At 36.1% G+C, this 18,353-nt stretch carries 21 protein-coding genes; 11 read left to right on the top strand and 10 right to left on the bottom strand.

Features of this window, described 5'->3' with window-relative positions:
* Positions 1–28: 28 nt before the first annotated feature.
* Positions 29–610, bottom strand: a complete 582-nt coding sequence (gene pabA, locus SFC47_RS01515; protein WP_411252497.1) for an aminodeoxychorismate/anthranilate synthase component II — start codon at positions 608–610, stop codon at positions 29–31.
* A 142-nt stretch (positions 611–752) separates the two neighbouring features.
* Entirely contained in the window at positions 753–947 is a 195-nt protein-coding gene (locus tag SFC47_RS01510) for an IDEAL domain-containing protein (protein ID WP_411252495.1), read from the bottom strand.
* A gap of 201 nt (positions 948–1,148) precedes the next feature.
* Between SFC47_RS01510 and SFC47_RS01505 the strand changes: the two genes are divergently transcribed.
* The 5 genes from SFC47_RS01505 to SFC47_RS01485 are packed head-to-tail and all read left to right on the top strand — an operon-like array spanning position 1,149 to position 5,643.
* Complete coding sequence (locus SFC47_RS01505) at positions 1,149–1,997, top strand: hypothetical protein (protein WP_411252493.1); 849 nt, start codon at positions 1,149–1,151, stop codon at positions 1,995–1,997.
* A 32-nt stretch (positions 1,998–2,029) separates the two neighbouring features.
* A complete protein-coding gene (locus SFC47_RS01500; protein WP_411252491.1) occupies positions 2,030–2,734 on the top strand; it encodes an ABC transporter ATP-binding protein in 705 nt (234 codons plus the stop codon).
* Positions 2,731–3,468 carry an ABC transporter permease gene (locus SFC47_RS01495; RefSeq protein WP_411252489.1) on the top strand — a complete coding sequence of 246 codons (738 nt, stop codon included), beginning with the start codon at positions 2,731–2,733 and terminating at the stop codon, positions 3,466–3,468. Before SFC47_RS01500 ends, SFC47_RS01495 begins: the two co-directional genes overlap by 4 nt.
* Before the next feature lie 18 nt (positions 3,469–3,486).
* The gene (locus SFC47_RS01490; RefSeq protein ID WP_411252488.1) at positions 3,487–4,944 is read left to right on the top strand and encodes a sensor histidine kinase; all 1,458 of its coding nucleotides are present in this window, start codon (positions 3,487–3,489) and stop codon (positions 4,942–4,944) included.
* Between the two features lie 12 nt (positions 4,945–4,956).
* Complete coding sequence (locus tag SFC47_RS01485; RefSeq protein WP_411252486.1) at positions 4,957–5,643, top strand: response regulator transcription factor; 687 nt, start codon at positions 4,957–4,959, stop codon at positions 5,641–5,643.
* Positions 5,644–5,713: 70 nt separating this feature from the next.
* Here the strand turns inward: SFC47_RS01485 and SFC47_RS01480 are convergent, their stop codons facing one another.
* Both SFC47_RS01480 and SFC47_RS01475 read right to left on the bottom strand, forming a co-directional pair.
* Positions 5,714–6,556 carry an ABC transporter permease subunit gene (locus SFC47_RS01480; RefSeq protein WP_411252484.1) on the bottom strand — a complete coding sequence of 281 codons (843 nt, stop codon included), beginning with the start codon at positions 6,554–6,556 and terminating at the stop codon, positions 5,714–5,716.
* Positions 6,549–7,463, bottom strand: coding sequence for an ABC transporter ATP-binding protein (locus SFC47_RS01475; protein WP_411252482.1), 915 nt, complete (start codon positions 7,461–7,463; stop codon positions 6,549–6,551). Before SFC47_RS01475 ends, SFC47_RS01480 begins: the two co-directional genes overlap by 8 nt.
* A gap of 159 nt (positions 7,464–7,622) precedes the next feature.
* Between SFC47_RS01475 and SFC47_RS01470 the strand changes: the two genes are divergently transcribed.
* The 5 genes from SFC47_RS01470 to SFC47_RS01450 all read left to right on the top strand — a co-directional run bounded on the left by SFC47_RS01470 (position 7,623) and on the right by SFC47_RS01450 (position 11,921).
* Entirely contained in the window at positions 7,623–8,327 is a 705-nt protein-coding gene (locus tag SFC47_RS01470; protein WP_411252480.1) for a response regulator transcription factor, read from the top strand.
* Positions 8,324–9,685: a sensor histidine kinase gene (locus SFC47_RS01465; protein ID WP_411252478.1), complete on the top strand. Its 1,362-nt coding sequence runs from the start codon at positions 8,324–8,326 to the stop codon at positions 9,683–9,685. Before SFC47_RS01470 ends, SFC47_RS01465 begins: the two co-directional genes overlap by 4 nt.
* A gap of 69 nt (positions 9,686–9,754) precedes the next feature.
* Positions 9,755–10,330: a PepSY domain-containing protein gene (locus SFC47_RS01460; RefSeq protein WP_411252477.1), complete on the top strand. Its 576-nt coding sequence runs from the start codon at positions 9,755–9,757 to the stop codon at positions 10,328–10,330.
* Positions 10,331–10,446: 116 nt separating this feature from the next.
* Entirely contained in the window at positions 10,447–10,965 is a 519-nt protein-coding gene (locus SFC47_RS01455; protein ID WP_411252475.1) for a PepSY domain-containing protein, read from the top strand.
* A 185-nt stretch (positions 10,966–11,150) separates the two neighbouring features.
* Positions 11,151–11,921: an alpha/beta fold hydrolase gene (locus SFC47_RS01450; RefSeq protein WP_411252473.1), complete on the top strand. Its 771-nt coding sequence runs from the start codon at positions 11,151–11,153 to the stop codon at positions 11,919–11,921.
* A gap of 69 nt (positions 11,922–11,990) precedes the next feature.
* On the opposite strand, the gene SFC47_RS01445 is transcribed toward SFC47_RS01450, so the two are convergent.
* Genes SFC47_RS01445 through SFC47_RS01430 form a run of 4 tightly spaced genes read right to left on the bottom strand, consistent with a single transcriptional unit; the run spans position 11,991 to position 14,714 of the window.
* Positions 11,991–13,058: an alpha/beta fold hydrolase gene (locus SFC47_RS01445; protein WP_411252472.1), complete on the bottom strand. Its 1,068-nt coding sequence runs from the start codon at positions 13,056–13,058 to the stop codon at positions 11,991–11,993.
* A gap of 21 nt (positions 13,059–13,079) precedes the next feature.
* Positions 13,080–13,646, bottom strand: coding sequence for a polyhydroxyalkanoate biosynthesis repressor PhaR (locus SFC47_RS01440; RefSeq protein WP_411252470.1), 567 nt, complete (start codon positions 13,644–13,646; stop codon positions 13,080–13,082).
* A 19-nt stretch (positions 13,647–13,665) separates the two neighbouring features.
* The gene (locus SFC47_RS01435; protein ID WP_411252468.1) at positions 13,666–14,253 is read right to left on the bottom strand and encodes a hypothetical protein; all 588 of its coding nucleotides are present in this window, start codon (positions 14,251–14,253) and stop codon (positions 13,666–13,668) included.
* A 20-nt stretch (positions 14,254–14,273) separates the two neighbouring features.
* Positions 14,274–14,714 (bottom strand): hypothetical protein, encoded by a 441-nt coding sequence (locus SFC47_RS01430; protein WP_411252467.1) that lies wholly within the window; start codon positions 14,712–14,714, stop codon positions 14,274–14,276.
* Positions 14,715–14,964: 250 nt separating this feature from the next.
* Here SFC47_RS01430 and SFC47_RS01425 point away from each other — a divergent pair, with 250 nt between their 5' ends.
* Positions 14,965–15,768 carry an alpha/beta fold hydrolase gene (locus SFC47_RS01425; protein ID WP_411252465.1) on the top strand — a complete coding sequence of 268 codons (804 nt, stop codon included), beginning with the start codon at positions 14,965–14,967 and terminating at the stop codon, positions 15,766–15,768.
* 62 nt (positions 15,769–15,830) lie between these two features.
* On the opposite strand, the gene SFC47_RS01420 is transcribed toward SFC47_RS01425, so the two are convergent.
* Together SFC47_RS01420 and SFC47_RS01415 are read right to left on the bottom strand one after the other, a co-directional pair.
* Entirely contained in the window at positions 15,831–16,445 is a 615-nt protein-coding gene (locus SFC47_RS01420; protein WP_411252463.1) for a YitT family protein, read from the bottom strand.
* 118 nt (positions 16,446–16,563) lie between these two features.
* Positions 16,564–18,246 carry an ABC1 kinase family protein gene (locus SFC47_RS01415; protein ID WP_411252461.1) on the bottom strand — a complete coding sequence of 561 codons (1,683 nt, stop codon included), beginning with the start codon at positions 18,244–18,246 and terminating at the stop codon, positions 16,564–16,566.
* Positions 18,247–18,353 lie beyond the last annotated feature (107 nt).

Below are 18,353 nucleotides of genomic sequence, written 5' to 3'. Positions count from 1 at the left end.
ATAAACAATGGCGCCGGTTTTTTCGCAGTTAAGCTTGTACCTTTCCATAATATTGGACAAAGTTTTTTAAAATCTTCTTTCCTCCTGTAGTTAATATCGATTCTGGGTGAAATTGAACTCCTTCAGTTGGGAGTTCTTTATGGCGAATTGCCATAATTTCCCCATTCTTTGTCCAAGCGGAGATCTCAAAGCAGTTTGGCAGCGTCTCTCTGTTCACTATTAAAGAGTGATACCGTGTTGCCTGAAATGGGTTCGGCAAACCGCTAAATATTGTTCTTTCATCATGGTAAATATCAGAAGTTTTACCATGCATTAATTGCTGTGCGCCAACTACATCACCCTTGTAAGCTTGTGCAATAGCTTGGTGCCCAAGACAAACACCCAAGATTGGAATAACCCCTGAGAATGCCTCTATTGCACCAAGACTAATTCCAGCATCGGTAGGATTACCAGGACCTGGAGATATCATTAAAAACTCTGGATCGAGCCTTTTTATTTCATCAAGGCTTGTTTGATTATTCCGCTTAACAACCAATTCTTCCCCTAACTCACCAAGGTATTGTACTAAGTTAAAGGTAAAAGAATCATAATTATCCACCATGAAAATCACTAATGCTCACCTATTTCCCTTCGGACCATATTTCTTTTTTAGTGTCAGCTTTAATCAATCATACCTGAAAATAAAAAACAAAAGAAGCCCTTCTAAGAAGAAAAGGGCTTCCAATATTAATAAAGTCTGTTAGATAACTTTGCTATGAAATTTTCTTTAACTCCTCAGATAGCTTGAGGAAAGCCTCCTTGTTTCTTTCTTGTAAGGAGAGGTCGATTTCCTTACGGAGCACATCTCTTCTAAATTCATTCAAGGCGTGGTTTAAAAACATCTCAGCAATTGCAGAATCGTTGTTTTCATCAATCTGTTGCGGTGAATTTAATAATCTCTTTTCCATGGAAATCAACTCCTTGAGCTTTTTCTTATTATACAGTTAATTATCTAAAAATTCAAACATTATATTTATTATTATCAAAAGAAATTTTTTCCTCCCCTTTTTGCACTGTAATTTAAGAAATATTTAATAGTTTATTTAGATTGCTTTTATAACTCCCGATTACACTTGGGTTGCAGGTAAATAATGATTGGAGGAAGATATATGAATAAGAAGCTTTTAGCGGTTATCGGGATAAGTGGAACGCTTATGTTAGGCAGTGTTTATTCAATTTCAGCAAATACATCAGGATACGACCTTTACAAGGAAGCGTTAAAGAAAACTCACAGTGCAGATAGTGCAACATTAAATTTCAACTTGAAAATCGAAGACAACAAAAAGCCTTTATTAACATCTGAGTCTATATTCAAGTCTGATTCTGTTAATCAAGTAAACTCCATTTCAACTCGTTTAGCCAATGAAACTGAAGTTAGTAATATGAACATGTACAAGCAGGACGGAAATTGGTTTGTGATGAAGGATGGCCTGGAGACAATCTACAAAATGGAAACCACTAATAGTCCCCATCACAGAAATGCAGCTGAATTAAGAGATGATGTAGAAAATCTAATCGATGTCATGACCAAAAATCTTCAACAACAAATTACTGTGGCCGATAAACAAGATGGTATTCATGTTATTGAACTTGATTTAACAGGAAAAGAAATCCCGCTTACCGCGAATGCATTAAGCACACTGATGATTAAACATGCTGTAATGATTCAAGATAATAATGAAACTGAAAGCTCAGGTTTTCACATTAAGGCACAGATTCCTGAATTGGACCATGAAATTACAGTCAAGCAAGTAAAGCTTTCTGCACAAGTGAACGAGGATAATTATATTAAAAAGCAGACAGTTAAGATCGTTGTTACAGGCAAGGATAAACAAGATGTAAGTCATGAATTGGTACTAGATATGAATCTAAATGCTTCTGATTACAACCAAACGATTGTTACACCGGTAGAAATTCCAGCTGATAAGGTTGTAGAATTCAATCATGGTAAGAAGTAAATAGAAATTAATTAAGGATTAGGGTGACAATTATGGAAATAGCTGTGGTTATTACTGGTATGACAAAGAAATACTCAAACAATAGAGGCATACAGAATATCAATTTAACCATTAACCAAGGAGATATTGTAGGAATCCTAGGTCCTAATGGGGCGGGTAAAACAACCTTATTAAAATGCTTGACGGGGTTATCATCACCGGATCAGGGAAAAATCGAGTTATTTGGTGTTGATCTTCATAGCAATTTTAAAGAAGCGATACACCCTGTAGGTGCCTTAATTGGATCAGCTGTTGCTTATGAAAATATGTCACCCTATAAAAATCTGAAAATGATCTCACGATTGTATTCTGGTATTACTGATACAGATATTGAAAAGGTATTAGAACAGACAGGGTTAACCCCTTATCAAAACGAGAAAATATCCTCCTTTTCTATGGGAATGAAGCAGCGTTTTGGGATTGCCGCTGCACTTATCTCTAACCCGCGATTGGTCGTTTTAGATGAACCAACGAATGGTTTAGATATTGATGGTCTACTGTTGTTAAGAAAGACAATCCAGGAAATTTCAAGTCATTATGGTGTAACCTTTGTCATTTCCAGTCACCATATTTCAGAATTAGAGAAACTATGCAATCGTTTTTGTTTTCTCATACAGGGTACAGCCTCATACTATGAATCTGGCAGCGAACCCTTAGAAGATGTTTATGTTAAGAAAATGGAGGGTGCTGGAAGATGAACATCATTGGAGCAAATTGTCTAAATGAAATGCAAAAGCTGTTTGCCAAAAAAAGTACCAAACTGTTATTAACTTCTGCCGTACTAATTCCTGTTCTAACTAAGCTTATTGTTAATAATCTTTTTTTAACAGACTGGATGGCTTTGCCATCCGAGAATATTAATTTTACGTTATTAGACTTATTTATCAACCTTTTCATTCCTTTGTTTATTTTTGTTTCTGCTACTGATCTTTTTACCGGAGAAGGTGAACGTGGAACATTACTTCAAGTTAGACCTGTAAGCCGAATGGAGCTTTTCCTTTCTAAAGTTACCGCAATTAGTACTTTCAGCTTAATAATCCTTATATTAGAAGGCTTGACTGTGGTTGCTAGCAGTGCAGTTTTTGATAAATCCTTTGATTTGGCTGCTATTTCTTCTAGTCTAGGAGCTTTTGCTGTATCATGGTTTCCCCTAATCGTTCTGACAGCATTTGCTGTAATGCTGGCACTTATCGTCAATTCCAGCGTTCTCGCTATAACGTGCATGATAGTTCTTTATCTAATTATGATGTTTATCCCTTATGCTCTCCCTTCATCTCTATACCTCGTGCCATCTAGCTATTTAGATTGGTATATGCAATGGCTTAGCGATGTTTCACTTCGTTGGATATTACAAACTGTCACGTATTTGTGCTCATCTTTCGCATTGTTTTTTTCAGCAGGCTATTATATGTTTAATAGAAAAGAAGCCTAACTGAAGGGTGCTAATCCTATGTCTATTAAACTTCGCCTGATATTATCAAATATTGCGATGATCACTGTACCAATCATTATGTTTATTATTACCTCTTTTCTGTTAATGATGGTTTTTCTCGGAGATATCCGTGAGATGGCTAATTTCTTACCCGAAAGTCACAATTACCACAAAACAAAACAAAAAGATACATTATTATTTCTAGAGCTAAAAGAAAAGTCTGCCGCTAATCCGATGGAAATAATGAATAAGGAGTATTTGGAATCCCTAAAATCTGAACTTAGTGAAATCAAATCTGGATTAATTATTCGCAATAATGACGAAATATTTTATATTACAGATGTGCTAAATAAAGTTGATACTGAAGAGCTTCCGGAATTCGGAACAGAAAGAAGCTATCGGAGCTTAGAAGAAATTGGTGATCAGACTTTTGCTATGAAACAGCATGACTTCTATCTACAGGATGGCAGCGAAATCTCACTCTTTTTAATGAGAGATGCAAGCCCTTGGAATAAGTTTGTAAGAACCTTTTTCCCAATACTATTCAGTTTGTGTTTATTAATATTAATAGCAACTAATGGGTTATTATCATACTTTGTTTCTAAAAGTATTATCACCCCGATTAATCAATTAAAAAATGCCGCTCATTTAATAAAAAGCGGTAACCTCCACCATTCCATTACAGCAACAAGGAATGATGAGATTGGTCAGTTAACACAAGCATTTGAAGAAATGCGAATTCAACTGAAAGAGTCTCACGAAGTCCAAAAACAATATGAGGATAATCGGAAGGAATTGATTGCCCATATCTCTCATGATTTAAAAACACCTATTACTTCCATAAAGGGTTATATTGAAGGAATTCGTGATGGAGTGGCAGACACTCCGGAAAAGAGAGCACGCTATATCCAAACGATCTATACAAAAGCAGTAGACATGGACCATTTAATTGATGAATTATTCTTATTCTCAAAGCTGGATTTAGGCAAGGTTCCATTTGATTTCGAAAAAATTGATATAAAGGATTATCTAAGTGATTATTTCGAGGAATTAAGCTTTGACCTAAGAAAACAAAATGTCGAAGTAAATTTTCAATTTGACCCTCTGGGGCACTATCATGTTTTTGCTGACCGTGAAAAATTCAAACGGGTTCTGGCAAATATTATTAACAATAGCTTAAAGTACATGGATAAGGAAAAAAAAGAATTAATAATATCCATGCATTCAACCAGCGAAAATGTAGAGATTTCCATTGCTGATAATGGTCCAGGTATTCCAAGTGAGTCGATTCCCTTTATCTTTAATCAGTTCTATCGGGCTGAACAATCAAGAAACAAATTAACCGGGGGCAGCGGTTTAGGACTATCCATTGCAAAAATGATTATCGAAGAACATAACGGTATGATAAAATTAGAAAGTACACTAACAGTAGGAACAAAAATAACCATTAGTTTACCGCACCATACCTGTTTTTGAGGAGGCACCATCATGAAAAAGATTCTGATTATTGAAGATGAAAAAAGTATTGCCGAATTAGAACAGGATTATCTAGAAATCAACGGCTTTCAAACAGAAATGGTCCATACAGGTGATATTGGACTGCAAAAAGCATTAACCCAAGATTACGATTTAATTTTGTTAGACGTAATGCTGCCGAACATAGACGGATTTGAAATTTGTAAAAAAATTAGAAGTATAAAAGATATCCCTATCATCATGGTAACAGCAAAAAAAGAAGAAATTGATAAGATTAGAGGTCTTGGACTCGGGGCTGATGATTATTTAGTCAAACCCTTCAGTCCGAATGAGATGGTTGCGAGAGTAAAAGCCCATTTATCTAGATACGAGAGATTACTAATGAAACAAAATACTGAATCTCAAGGAATATACATCCGTGGGTTATTCATTGATCGTTCTTCACGGCGTGTCTTTGTAAATAACAAAGAGATTACCCTAACCACAAAAGAATTTGATGTTCTCACTTTTTTAGCATTAAACCCAGACCAAGTTTTCAGCAAGGACCATTTATTTGAGAGAATCTGGGGTTACGACAGTAATGGTGACGTCTCAACCGTAACTGTTCACATCCGTAAAATTAGGGAGAAAATTGAACACGACCCCTCTAACCCTGAATATATAGAAACGGTATGGGGCTCTGGCTATCGTTTTCATTAAATATAGTGAACACCATCAGGTGTACAAACAAAAGACAGTGTCTCCCTAAAGGAGAACACTGTCTTTTCTGTTAGTAGATTTGGCTTTGGAATAATGTGTTTCTGTTACTAAATTTAGTAACCAGTTTTATGAGGAATAGATTGCCGATTAGTAATCCTGTGCCTATTAGAAATAGAGATAGCGGGCTTAAAAAAAACATTCCACTTGCTTGGCTGATGATAATCCCAACGATTGGCAGCACGAGTATGCCGCCGAATTGCTGTGCCTCCTGGAATGTTTTAACTTTGGCTGAAATTAAGACATTTAAGATAATATTAAACAGTACTAATATAGGAATCACCCAAAACATTAGAATCATCCAAGTAGAGTTCAAAAATAAGATTACCTTAAAATACGGATACGCAATTATATTTACAATAATGGCACTTATGATAAAGGCAATAAAGGAAATTCCCAGCGTTGGAATGAGGGATGCTAAAACTTTCCCAAGAAATAGGTCTTTAATTGAAATAGGTGCAAACAACAAAGTTTCTAACGTATTTCTTTCCTTCTCCCCTACAAAACTATTTGATGAAGTAACCATAGAATTAATGATGGCTACCATTAAGAAAAATGGAATCATCATAAAGGTTAGAAAAAAATATACAAACTTATATCCAATTGTCGGCAATCCAATTAGAGTATTGCGCATCTCTTCATTTGGAAAGTCATTAATTAAGGCAATTATTGGTTTATCCATGTCCTTAGCAGAGGTACCAACTAAATCAAAGTGAATCCCAAAGTAGGCCATTCCAGATGGGACGATAATACATAAGAGGATGGCAACGATAATCATCGGAACCCAAACCTTTTTGGATGAGAAAGTAGCTTTCATATCTTTCTGGGCAATGGCCAAAATTGTCTGCTTATTCAACTCTCTTACCTCCCCGAATATTAAAATATATCGCCTCTAGACTTCTATTGGTTATTTCGCAATTATGAACCCATGACTCTTTAAGAATATCGGTCAATAAAGGAGTGATTTCTTCCTTCGAGGAAAGAATAAATTCCAATTGATTAGCTTCTCTTCTCCTGTAGCTGTACCCTTTGTACTTATGGCTGTTAATCGGACTGAGACCCGTTTCTATTACTAACTCCACTTCCTTTAAATATTTGTCCTCTAACTCCCTCTTTGTCCCCTTTTCGACTATCCTGCCCTCATTCAGAAACAAATAAGAATCACAGATTGTTTCTAGCTGATGCAGAACATGAGAGCAAATTAATATCGTTACCCCTTCTTCCTGGTTCACTTTATGTAAATAGCGAATTACCTCATTTATGCCCTCTGGATCTAAGCCATTAGTCGGTTCATCTAAAAATAGAAGTCTAGGTTTATGTAATAAAGCCTTTGCAAGTGAGATTCTCTTTTTCATTCCTGTAGAAAAGCTTCCCACTAACTGGTCCTTATGGGCATACATATCAAATTGCTCAAGCAAATGTGTAATTCGCTTTGTATCACAGCTTCCATATATTTTAGAAAAGAAGACAAGATTGTCCCATGCTGTCATATCATGATAAAGACTTGCACTTTCAGTTACAATTCCAACCCTCTTTCTAATTTCATCTCCATGTAACTGCGGGTCATACCCCATTACCTTCATCGTGCCGTTCGCGGCCTCAATGACCCCATTTAGTAATCGGATAATTGTGGTTTTTCCTGCCCCATTAGGCCCAAGAAGTCCATTTATGGTTCCTTCCTTAATTGAAAAAGAGACATCGCTTAATATGGTACGATTATTAAATTGCTTGTTAACATTTAATACTTCAATTATACTTGTCAAAATTCTCCCCCCTTAATTTCCCTCCTTCTTTAATACGTTTAATAAAGATGTTTCGTTCACAAAAAATTTACAATTCTTTGGTAAAATAGATATAAGGATTTACCATATGATTGAATACCTTACATTCACAAGATTGATAAAAAATAGAGGAGTGTAGAAATGTCACTTAAAAAAGGAAGCATTCTGGTTATTGAGGATGAAGAAAAGATCGCTCGAGTCCTTGAGCTTGAGCTTGAATATGAAGGTTATTCAGTAACAAAGGTGATAGATGGACTCGAAGCATTAGAGGCATACCGAACTAGCCGCTGGGATTTAATCTTATTGGATGTTATGCTGCCAGGAATTAGCGGGATTGAGCTTCTAAGGCGAATTAGAAAGAATGACCTTCTAACCCCCGTCATCCTTTTGACAGCAAAAAGCTCCGTTGAAGATAAGGTGTCGGGTTTAGACCTAGGAGCGAATGATTACATTACAAAGCCCTTTCAAATAGAAGAACTGCTGGCAAGAATTCGTGCTGCATTAAGAATTAAACAGGTGGAAGAACCCCAGGATGATGACAGTGATCTATTGCGTTTTGCCAATCTGAGCATTGACCAAAAATCTAGAGAAGTTTTAAGAGCTGGAGAAACAATTGATTTGACTCCAAGAGAATTTGATTTACTCGTCTACCTTATGCTGCATAAACGACAAGTGTTAAGCAGAGATCAAATTTTAGAAGCTGTGTGGGGGTATGACTTTTTTGGAGATACAAATGTAGTGGATGTTTATATCCGATATGTAAGAAAAAAAATAGACCTTCCGCATTTACCCGCATTAATTCATACTGTACGCGGCATTGGTTATGTTATGAAGGATGCCAAATGAAACTGAGAAATAAAATCAACCTTTATACTGCATTTTTGTTTGCCCTTCTGCTCGTAATCCTAAATATTACGGTATATTTTACTTTTAATACACTCCTAGTTAACAGTGAGCTTACAACTGCACATAAGGAAATGGAAAAAATAACTGAAAACTTCGGAGAGTCTCTTGGGCAAATTCCAGACGATACCCTCCTTAGATCTTATCTTCCAGTAAACGGAATGATACAAATTGTCACTGAAAATAGTATGAATCCTCCTCTGATTACTAGCGCTGATGAGCAAAACCTAAGTAAGAGGAAACCAGAATATTATAGAAATGAAGTCAGCAAAAAAATAGTATTTGAAAAACGTCAGTATTCCTTTGAATCCATGCCCATCATTATGAAAGATGGCAGTGTTGCCAATCTTCAAATAACTAAAAGTATGGAGACATCAAACAAGATACTATCAATCCTTCGACTTGTCTTAATCTTAGTTACCCTGCTAGCGTTAATACCTGTTTTAATATCCAGCCGGCTGCTCAGTAATTTTATAACAAAGCCCGTCACTTCTATGATTAAAACAATGACAGAAATACAGAAAAGCGGAACATTCAAAACAATAAAGTTAGAAGGTCAATCGAAGGATGAACTCTTTCAAATGGGTCAAACCTTTAACCATATGATTGAGCTTTTGGAAACGAACTTTGAAAAACAAGAACAGTTTGTATCAAATGCTTCACATGAACTTAAAACACCATTGACGATTATAGAGAGTTACGCGAGTCTATTAAAAAGAAGGGGCTTAACCGAACCAAAGCTATTCATGGAATCGATAGAGGCCATCCACTCGGAAGCACTTCGTATGAAGGAGATGACAGAGCAGTTATTGGTATTAGCAAGACACCATGAACAGTGGAATATCGAGGTAAACAAGGTGAATCTCAACCAATTATTAGACCAAACTGTCAATGCATTCAAAAACGCATATAAACGTGAAATTGAACTTAAGGCAATGACTGAATCTCCCCTGTTCTTTGAGAGTGATGAAAAAAAGCTAAAGCAGCTACTGTATATTTTTTTAGATAATGCAAGGAAATATAGTGATGATTTGATTTCAGTCATATTAGGGAAAAAGGACGATGAAATTTTTATCAAGATTATCGATCGTGGGATAGGCATCCAAAACAGTGAACTCCCGAAGGTTTTTGATAGGTTTTATCGTGTGGATAAAGCAAGAAGCAGGAAACAAGGCGGTTCTGGTCTGGGGCTTTCGATTGCTAAGGAGATTGCGGATGCTGTCGGAATAGCTGTACAGTTGGAGAGTGAACCTGGTATTGGGACTACTGCCACCCTTCTTATAAAAAAAGTTGAAAAATGATGAAATTCTCATCACTTTCTCATTTTTATATTAGAAAATAATGGTATGTAAATAAGGTGGTGAGAAGGAATGAAAAAAATATCTTGGTTTTGGGCGGCGATTTGTTCTTTAATCCTAATAATTGGTTTTATTAGCTTTCAACAATTCGGAAAACTCACTCCCTCAAGCGGCGTGTTATCAGAAGAAGAAGCCAAGAAGCTTGTAAAAGAGCGCTATCAAGGAAATATCTCATCAATTAAATTAGCCAATCAACAGTACCATATAGAACTAGAAAGACAAAGTCACTTTTACAGCATAAAGCTGGATTCTGCAAGTGGGAAGGTTTTATCTTTCACACAAACAAATAATACAGCTGCACTGCCAATGCCACACCAAACACCTTCTAAACAAGATGAAATTACAGAAGAGACTCCGAAGAAATTGACCGAAAGTGATGCCGTTAAAATAGCATTGACACAGGTCCAGGGTGAGGTAGATGAAACTTGGCTTGAAACCGAAAATAATCAAACCTATTACTTTATAAAGATAGAAACAAACGATGATCGTGAAGCAACCCTGCAAATACATGGTATTACAGGAGCTGTAATGTCTGTCGCTTGGGATGACCATGAAAGTAAACAGAACGAAAACGACGATGATGATTGATACGGTGGATACTATTATTTTTCTCATCAAATTCTAATGTTTCTATTCCTTTCCTCTCATTTTTACTGGATATACTGAAAGTGTAGAAAGGTAATAACAAAAAGGAGGAAGACAAAATGAAAAATAAAGTGTTAATCGGCATCGTGTCATCTTTACTAGTTTTAGGAGGAGCAATTGCTGTAGGTGCAGCTAAGAATGATTTGCCTGAAGATAATAAGATTAATTCTGGTACACAAAACCTTCCTGAAATCAAACCAGGTCAGGAAATAGAGTTGGAAACAGAGCATGGCCAAACATTTTACAAAGTAGAATCAGATGATGACTGGAATTCTTCATCTAAACAGCCAGCCAGTGCTTCAGCAGTAACTATTGAAGATGCAGCAAAAATCGCAACCAATGAAGTTAACGGCAAGATTACAGAGGTTGAAAAGGAAATGGAGCATGGCAGACTTGAATATAAATTTGAGATTCAATCAGAACAAGGCGAGGTAGATATTCGAGTAGACGCTGAAACAGGAAAAATCACAAGAGTAAAGTTTGATGATGACAGAGATGATCGTAATGATGACGACGACAATGATAATGACAGAGATGATCGTGATGATGACGATGATGACCGTGGAATTGATGGATAATTATTTGTATGGACAATCGATAAAACGATTGTCTTTTTTTGGTCTTATAGATGTAAATTACACTTATTGGTAATAATAAACAAAAAAGATCTATATAATATGTTAATTACGACATTATACCTGTTTACACTATCCGAATTATGGCCAAAAAGTTTATTATAAACAAACCATAGGAGGTAGTTTATTTGGGTAAGTTATTTTCTGGAATTCCCTATTTACGAATGGGTGCTGGTGAACCTTTGGTCTTTATTCATGGGCTGGGTGAAATAAAGGAAGGCTGGTCGAGCCAGTTTGAACTTGCAGAAAAATATGATTTGATTATTCCAGATTTACGGGGGCACGGTGAGTATCTTACGAATGAGGAAATTAGCATTCCAAATTTTGCACGCGATGTTATTTACTTATTAAAGGGCCTTGGGTTTCGTAGTGCTCATATCTGCGGGTTATCAATGGGAGGCATGGTTGCCCAAGAAATCTATCGTCAAGCACCGGAGATGTGCAGATCACTCGTCCTTGTAAGCACATTTCATTATGCTCCTAAACATTTCGGAGAGTTATTTTTAAAGTTCCGTAAGCTAAAGGCAGAATCACGTTCGTTAGAGGAACAAAAAAATTTGGCAGCACGAGTTTGCCTTTATTCATGGACAGAAGAGAACTTCGAGAATTTCAAAAAATTTTATCATCCTAATCGAGAATATTACCTGCCTTCAATGAAAGCATGCCTAGAGGTCAATAATTTATGTCTGTTAACAAAAATTAAAGTTCCCACTTTAATTATTGGAGGACAGTACGACGCCGTTACACCTGCCTGGATACAATTAATGATGCATAAGCAGATTAGACACTCTGAATTTGTCATATTCAGAAATACAGGACACGTTGCTAAACTCGAGGCAAAGGAAGCCTTTAATGAGGTGCTTCGCAGCTTTTTAAATAAACATAAAGAAGCAAGTTAGGGAAGGTTTTTCCTTCCCCTTCTTTCCTTTACCATTATATAATCTTGTACTCACCTTTAGTACAAAATTCTAAAGTGGATTCGAACGAGATGAAGCCCATTCATCAACCACTACTGCGAACAGTCCGGATAAGGCTAAAGATACATGTCCTGCTTCAACCAGCTTGTAAGTTTTATCTACACTCGAAACTAAATCCATAATCGGCATGCTTTGCGGTTCCAAAACTAAATTATCGTTTGTAGAAGAAATAACGAACAAATTTGAATTGATATTTTTTAAAACTGCATTTTTATCTCCAATTTTTAATTCGCCCTTAACAAGCTTGTTTCCCTTAATAAGGTCATTAAATAATTGTCTAAAGGCCTCTCCTGCAAATGGGACCTGATCTGTAGTCCATTTGTTCATCCTGCGCCATTTATCAACATATTTCTCATCATCTGCACGACTTAAAAGCATTGTATAATGGCTAAAATATACCGGGGCAGATACTGCGCGAAACATGGCTTCCACATAGGATGACGGGATGGTTCCATAGACATCTACAAAGCGATCAATATTAATATCACCATTCTTCAAACCCTCCACCCATTTATCCGGACCGGCAAATGTAGAGAAGTCTATTGGTACTGTAGCAACAATTAAATTTTTGATGTGCTCTTTTGCTATCGAAGCGTAAATAGCGGCAATTGTCCCGCCTAGGCAATATCCGACAAGTGTTACCTCCTCACAACCGGAATGACGGATAGCACGCTTAACTGCTGTACTTAAATACTTCTCTATGTATGTATCAAGACCAATATTCTTGTCCTCATAACCTGGTGTGCCCCAATCTAACAAATACACATCATACCCACGGTTAGTTAGTCCCTCAATTACACTTGCCTTTGGTGAAATATCGAGTATATACGGTTTGTTAAACAATGAATACACGAAAAATAAAGGGATTCCATACTTTTTTTGTTTTGCAGGATAATACCATAAAACAGATTTATTTTTCCTCCAAACCTCTATCCTAGGTGTATGGCCAATCTTAGGTTCGGGCTCATTTAAAACATTAAAAAGGTGATTCCACCGATTCATTTCTTTCTTATAATCAAACGGTGGAACTAAATCCTTAAAAGGTGATTCTACTTCCACTTCATTAACCTCCCCTTATTCTTATTTTATAGAATCAGAAGCAGTTAAAATAGGTTCTTTTTGCTTGTCGCCTACAACGTGACCTTTTAGGATCTCAATTTCATCTTTGAGATTATTAATTTTATTTAGCTCCAGCCTAATTTCTTGTAATTCACTTTGTAAATTCTTAGAAACTGCTAATTCCTTTTTCGTTTTGAGTAACTCGGTTTTAAGCAGCTTGGTTAATTTAATTATTTCTTTGGAAACCTCAACAACACTTTCGATATCTTGGCTTTGTGATTTCAATGAATCCTGTAATCCCCAAATTTGTTCCTCTAGGGATTCAATCTTTTCCTCCGTTTGAATCGTTAGTGAAGCTATATTTGCCAAATCATTTTTTGTTGGTAAATTGAGTACACTAGAAAGTGCCTCTTGATTCTTTTTTAGTGCATCAAGGTAAAAGGAGTTTGCCGCTGCCCCTCTATTTGCCATTCTGACAGTTTCATTGTTATTAGACCATTGAAAAATAAAATCATTTATCTGTTTTTCCCACATATCACTGTACTTTCTGAAAGAATTATATGGGTCATATGAATTATTTGTCGACAACTTGTTCACCTCTATACTGTTAAGATTGATTGGACTCCGTTGCATTCTTCATATACTGCTGAAAAGGTAACAGCGCAGATTTAACCTGGTTTTCAAAAAAATTCACGAATATTTTTTGATTTTCATATAAAACATTCGTTGTACTCTTAACACCTTCTATATATTTCTCTCTGCCCTTTTTTCTAAAGGAAATATATTGTTTTACACTGTCTAAATACTTATCAAGTGCTTGTCCATTTGTTAAAGCACGAATAGGTGTAGATAATAGTGATGTAGTTTTATTTTGAATGTCATCAATAACTTGGTTTATTTCTTCATAAGATTTAACAGGGAAAAAATGTTGAAAAGCGGTCGTGGTCATGAGTAATTCCTCACGTGCATATTTTTCCCATTCAAGAAGCTCTTTCCTAAATTGATCTGAAATAGCTTTGCTATTTTCCTGATTTCTTTTCAGACCATCAACATATTGTTTAACAGCATTTAAGAATATTTCATCGCGTTCGTTTAAGGTGCTGGCCCATGTATCCACTTCTTCATAGGCGGCTTTCCATAATAATTCGAAACTTGAAAGCTGATTATTCTGGTTTGATTCATTTTTAGTAGACATATTGTTTCCCCTCCAAATAATTAGTCGATAAATAACTTTTTTAAATCCTCGAGTTCTGTTTTTAATGTTTTAATTTTCTTTGCCTTAAGGTCGTTTACTTCCTCTTCCATTAAACACTGGAAGTCACTCAAAGAAGTATGAAGCTCTTTTAATCTTAAATGATTCTTTTTTAGACCTTTGTTTATAATAAAGAGAATGTCATCAAGATTATCAATTCTATCCTCAATATCTACTTTTCTACTTGCTAGATTAGCAAAATCATCCTTCTTTGGAACATTAAGTATAGTAAGCCAATTGTTGATTACCTTTTGTTGCATCACAACATTGTCTAAGTGAGTTTCGACTGCTTTACCAAAAGCATGTGTAAAGGTTAAGGAATTGGTATATGTATGAATCCGCTTATTACACTCTTTTTCCAGTTTTTTGTAAAAAAATACAGGATCCTGATGTACTGATTCCATAAATGCCCCTTAATCTAACCGGTTAGTATGTTAGAATCTATCTTTTGAATTACTGCTATTTTCCTTGCTCATTCTATTATAGCAATTGGGGATGACAATTTACTAGGTCATTTTTTTGACTTTTCCATTAAATCGAAATTAATAATATTTTTTATTTGTAGTTCCGTCATTTTTCAAGGATCTTAAGTTCTTTCGTTTTACTATTAGTCATATAAATGGCAATATCTAGTAAAAAAGGAGTTGTTTAAGAATGCCTATAACGAAGGCAAATGGTATTGATTTATATTATGAAGTCCATGGCGAAGGGGAACCGCTGCTATTAATTATGGGGTTATCACTTACTTCGAAATCTTGGTTTCGGACAATTCCAGCCCTTAGTGAACAATATAAAGTAATAGTATTTGATAATCGCGGGGTTGGGCTGAGCGGTAAACCAAATTCTCCCTATTCAATTGAATTAATGGCTGAGGATGCAAGAGCCGTTCTAGATGCAGCCGGTGTAGATTCTGCCCATGTATATGGAATCTCAATGGGAGGCATGATTGCTCAAAGACTAGCATTGAAATATCCGGATCGTATTAGGTCCCTCATCCTGGGCTGTACAACATCAGGTGGACAAAATCATGTTCAACCTAGTGCTGATGTTTCAATGCTAATGCTGTCTAGAGCATCTTCGACAGCCACACCGGAAGAAATAGCATGGGCAACTGCTCCAATCCTTTACAGCCAATCTTTTATTGAAACTCATAGAGAACTAGTCGCCGAAGATATAAAACGAAGAATTGAAGTTCCTATCCTTCCCTATGCCTATATGCTGCAGCTCCAAGCGTGTCTAGCGCACGATACTTACAATGAAATTGACGAAATACAAGTACCTGTGCTGGTGATTCATGGTGATGGTGATAAATTGGTTCCATATGAAAATGGCGTAACTTTAGCTGAAAAAATACCAAATGCTGAGTTCCTTACCATTAAGGGAGCTGGTCACATTTATGTAACTGAAGCGAATGATATAGTGAATAAACGAGTGCTTGAGTTTTTAAATAACCAATAATACCATAAAAGAATGCCCATTCAATAAGCTGGGCATTCTTTTATGTATTGCTCCTCTTCATGTTACCTAGTTAATAAATCAATAGTAATATACGCTAGTAAAAACGTTGCTAATGAAAAAACAGCCTCCCTCAGGCCGAATATGAAAATAGAACTGCAAAATATAAATATGTTAAAAAACATAACAAGTTGTCCGATAGAAAAAGGGGATCTCTTGCTTAATAGAATAGCCAAAACCTCAGTACCATCCAGCGATCCTCCAAATCGTATAACAATTCCTACCCCCAATCCTAAAGTGACACCACCTATAGATATTACTAGATATGGGTTACTTGTTACGGAAGGAAATGGTTCTAGAACATGGGTGCCAATTGAAAGTACAGAAATAGCAAATAGACTTAGAATAAGAAACCTTTTACCTAAATAAGAATATCCTAATAAAAAAAAGGGAGTATTTAACAGTAAAAGCGACAAGCCAATCTCAATACTAGAAATATGGGAGAGAATGATGCTTACTCCTACAATTCCGCCATCAATCACATCATTCTTCACTAAAAAAAGCTGAAGTGAAACAGCAACAAGCGAAGCACCGCTAAAGATGAATATTAATCGTTTTTTGAATGATATATAGGCAGATCTATTATAGCTTAGATAAAAATTAACTCTCCTCTTATACATATTCCGCCCCTTTTAGTTCAATTATCTCTCTTTTGCTTGGTTTATTATATTCTTCTCGATAAAAAAAATACCCGTCCATTTGGTCAGGTATTTTTCTGTGTTTACTTGTCTCTATGTGTCAAAACCTTCCTGATTTAATAATAGAATATAAAAGTAACAGGAACATACCACCTGAAATTGCAAAACCTATTTCTATTACTGGAAGTTTGTCAAACAGTATAGAAGTTTGTCCCGATAACGCAGCACCAATTATTACTCCTGCCAAAATAATACTAAAGGACAGCAATATGATACTAAAGGACAGCTTGTTAGTTATTCGATTGAGTTTAAAGAGAATAGGCTCTATTTCAGGCATGGAAATTTCAATCTTCATTTTTCCTTTCTTCATAACAGAGGTAAAGTCTTTTATCGTCTTTGGAAATTCATTAAGGATATCCCCATATTCCGTGAAATTTGTCCAAGCAAATTCTGCCATGTTTTTGGGCTTAAAACGATCTATTAATAATTGCTTTCCAAATGGTTCGGCTACTGCAAGAATACTTATTTCCTGATTTAGTTTTTCAACAGTCCCCTCTAATGTCAGCAGCGTCTTTCCTAATATCGTTAAATCTGTCGGAATCGTAATTTTGTGCCTGTAGGCAACCGAAAAGAGCTCATTAACAGCATTCCCAATACTCATCTGACTAAATGGAACATCAAGATACTTTTCGCGAAGCTTATCTACATCTGAATGTAACTGTTTGACTTTTACCTCATCTGGTACAAGCCCCATATTCGTAATGGCCTTTACTACTTCTGAGGTATTTTTCCGCATTAATGCAATGACAAAGGAGGCGATGTGAGCTCTCATTTCTGGCGTTATTCTACCCACCATTCCAAAATCCATAAATGCAATAATATGGCCTGGCAAAGCAACGATATTCCCTGGGTGAGGGTCCCCATGGAAAAATCCATCGATTAGGATTTGATGAAAAATAGCATTCACTACCTTCTCACCTAATACTTTTGTGTCGTAACCCTCTAGTTCAAGCTTTTCAATTTCATTGAGTTTTACACCATCAACAAACTCCATTGTCAAAATCTTTTTAGTTGTATATTCCCAATGTACTTTTGGAATGTGCACCTTTGGATCATTTTGAAACTGCTTCGCAATTTTTTCAGCATTCCTGCCTTCATTTTCATAATCTAATTCTTCACGCAGTGACCTTGATAATTCTTCTATAATCGTCCGAATTTGGTATCTTTCTATCCAATCAATTCTACTTTCAGCCAGCCGGGCTAAGTCCTGCAGGATTTCTAAATCCGTCTCAATTACATTCATAATATTTGGACGTTGTATTTTTACAGCTACACGCTCACCTGTCAGCAATACTGCATGGTGGACCTGCCCAATTGATGCCGCAGCCAACGGTGTCTCACTAAATTCCGCAAATGAATTTTCGAGGGAATCACAAAGCTCTTGTTCCAGTATTCTTTTCACCTCGTCAAATGAGAATAATGCTACATTGTCCTGAAGCTTTACGAGCTCTTGAAGGATTTCGGCGGGGATAATATCTGGCCTAGTGCTGGCAATTTGGCCAATTTTCACGAAGGTCGGACCAAGTTCCTCAAGAAACATCCGAATACGTTCACCCGTTGATCTGCTGTTACGTGTCTGGTTGCCTTCCACAAATACTCTCTTTGGAACCGACAACAAATCTATAAGCCCTAACTCCTTCATAACAAACCCAAATCCATACTTAGTAAAAGCATAAACGATGTCTCGGTAACGTTGTATATGGCGAATTTTTTTCTTAATCATCTTCTCCGCTCCTGTTGGAGTATTTTATTATACTTCCTCGAATCAAGATTCTCACTTTTATTAATGATTTACAAGCTCATTCGCCAATTGTTCGATGAAAAAACAAA

Origin of the sequence: Neobacillus niacini (genome assembly GCF_046591715.1) — a bacterium.
Lineage (GTDB): Bacteria > Bacillota > Bacilli > Bacillales > Cytobacillaceae > Neobacillus > Neobacillus niacini_L.
This window is presented reverse-complemented; position numbering and strand designations above follow the sequence as displayed.

Coding starts and splice junctions, on each gene's coding strand:
- SFC47_RS01510 (WP_411252495.1), bottom strand. CDS start 947: ATGGAAAAGAGATTATTAAATTCACCGCAACAGATTGATGAAAACAAC.
- SFC47_RS01505 (WP_411252493.1), top strand. CDS start 1,149: ATGAATAAGAAGCTTTTAGCGGTTATCGGGATAAGTGGAACGCTTATG.
- SFC47_RS01500 (WP_411252491.1), top strand. CDS start 2,030: ATGGAAATAGCTGTGGTTATTACTGGTATGACAAAGAAATACTCAAAC.
- SFC47_RS01495 (WP_411252489.1), top strand. CDS start 2,731: ATGAACATCATTGGAGCAAATTGTCTAAATGAAATGCAAAAGCTGTTT.
- SFC47_RS01490 (WP_411252488.1), top strand. CDS start 3,487: ATGTCTATTAAACTTCGCCTGATATTATCAAATATTGCGATGATCACT.
- SFC47_RS01485 (WP_411252486.1), top strand. CDS start 4,957: ATGAAAAAGATTCTGATTATTGAAGATGAAAAAAGTATTGCCGAATTA.
- SFC47_RS01470 (WP_411252480.1), top strand. CDS start 7,623: ATGTCACTTAAAAAAGGAAGCATTCTGGTTATTGAGGATGAAGAAAAG.
- SFC47_RS01465 (WP_411252478.1), top strand. CDS start 8,324: ATGAAACTGAGAAATAAAATCAACCTTTATACTGCATTTTTGTTTGCC.
- SFC47_RS01460 (WP_411252477.1), top strand. CDS start 9,755: ATGAAAAAAATATCTTGGTTTTGGGCGGCGATTTGTTCTTTAATCCTA.
- SFC47_RS01455 (WP_411252475.1), top strand. CDS start 10,447: ATGAAAAATAAAGTGTTAATCGGCATCGTGTCATCTTTACTAGTTTTA.
- SFC47_RS01435 (WP_411252468.1), bottom strand. CDS start 14,253: ATGTCTACTAAAAATGAATCAAACCAGAATAATCAGCTTTCAAGTTTC.
- SFC47_RS01430 (WP_411252467.1), bottom strand. CDS start 14,714: ATGGAATCAGTACATCAGGATCCTGTATTTTTTTACAAAAAACTGGAA.
- SFC47_RS01425 (WP_411252465.1), top strand. CDS start 14,965: ATGCCTATAACGAAGGCAAATGGTATTGATTTATATTATGAAGTCCAT.
- SFC47_RS01420 (WP_411252463.1), bottom strand. CDS start 16,445: ATGTATAAGAGGAGAGTTAATTTTTATCTAAGCTATAATAGATCTGCC.
- SFC47_RS01415 (WP_411252461.1), bottom strand. CDS start 18,246: ATGATTAAGAAAAAAATTCGCCATATACAACGTTACCGAGACATCGTT.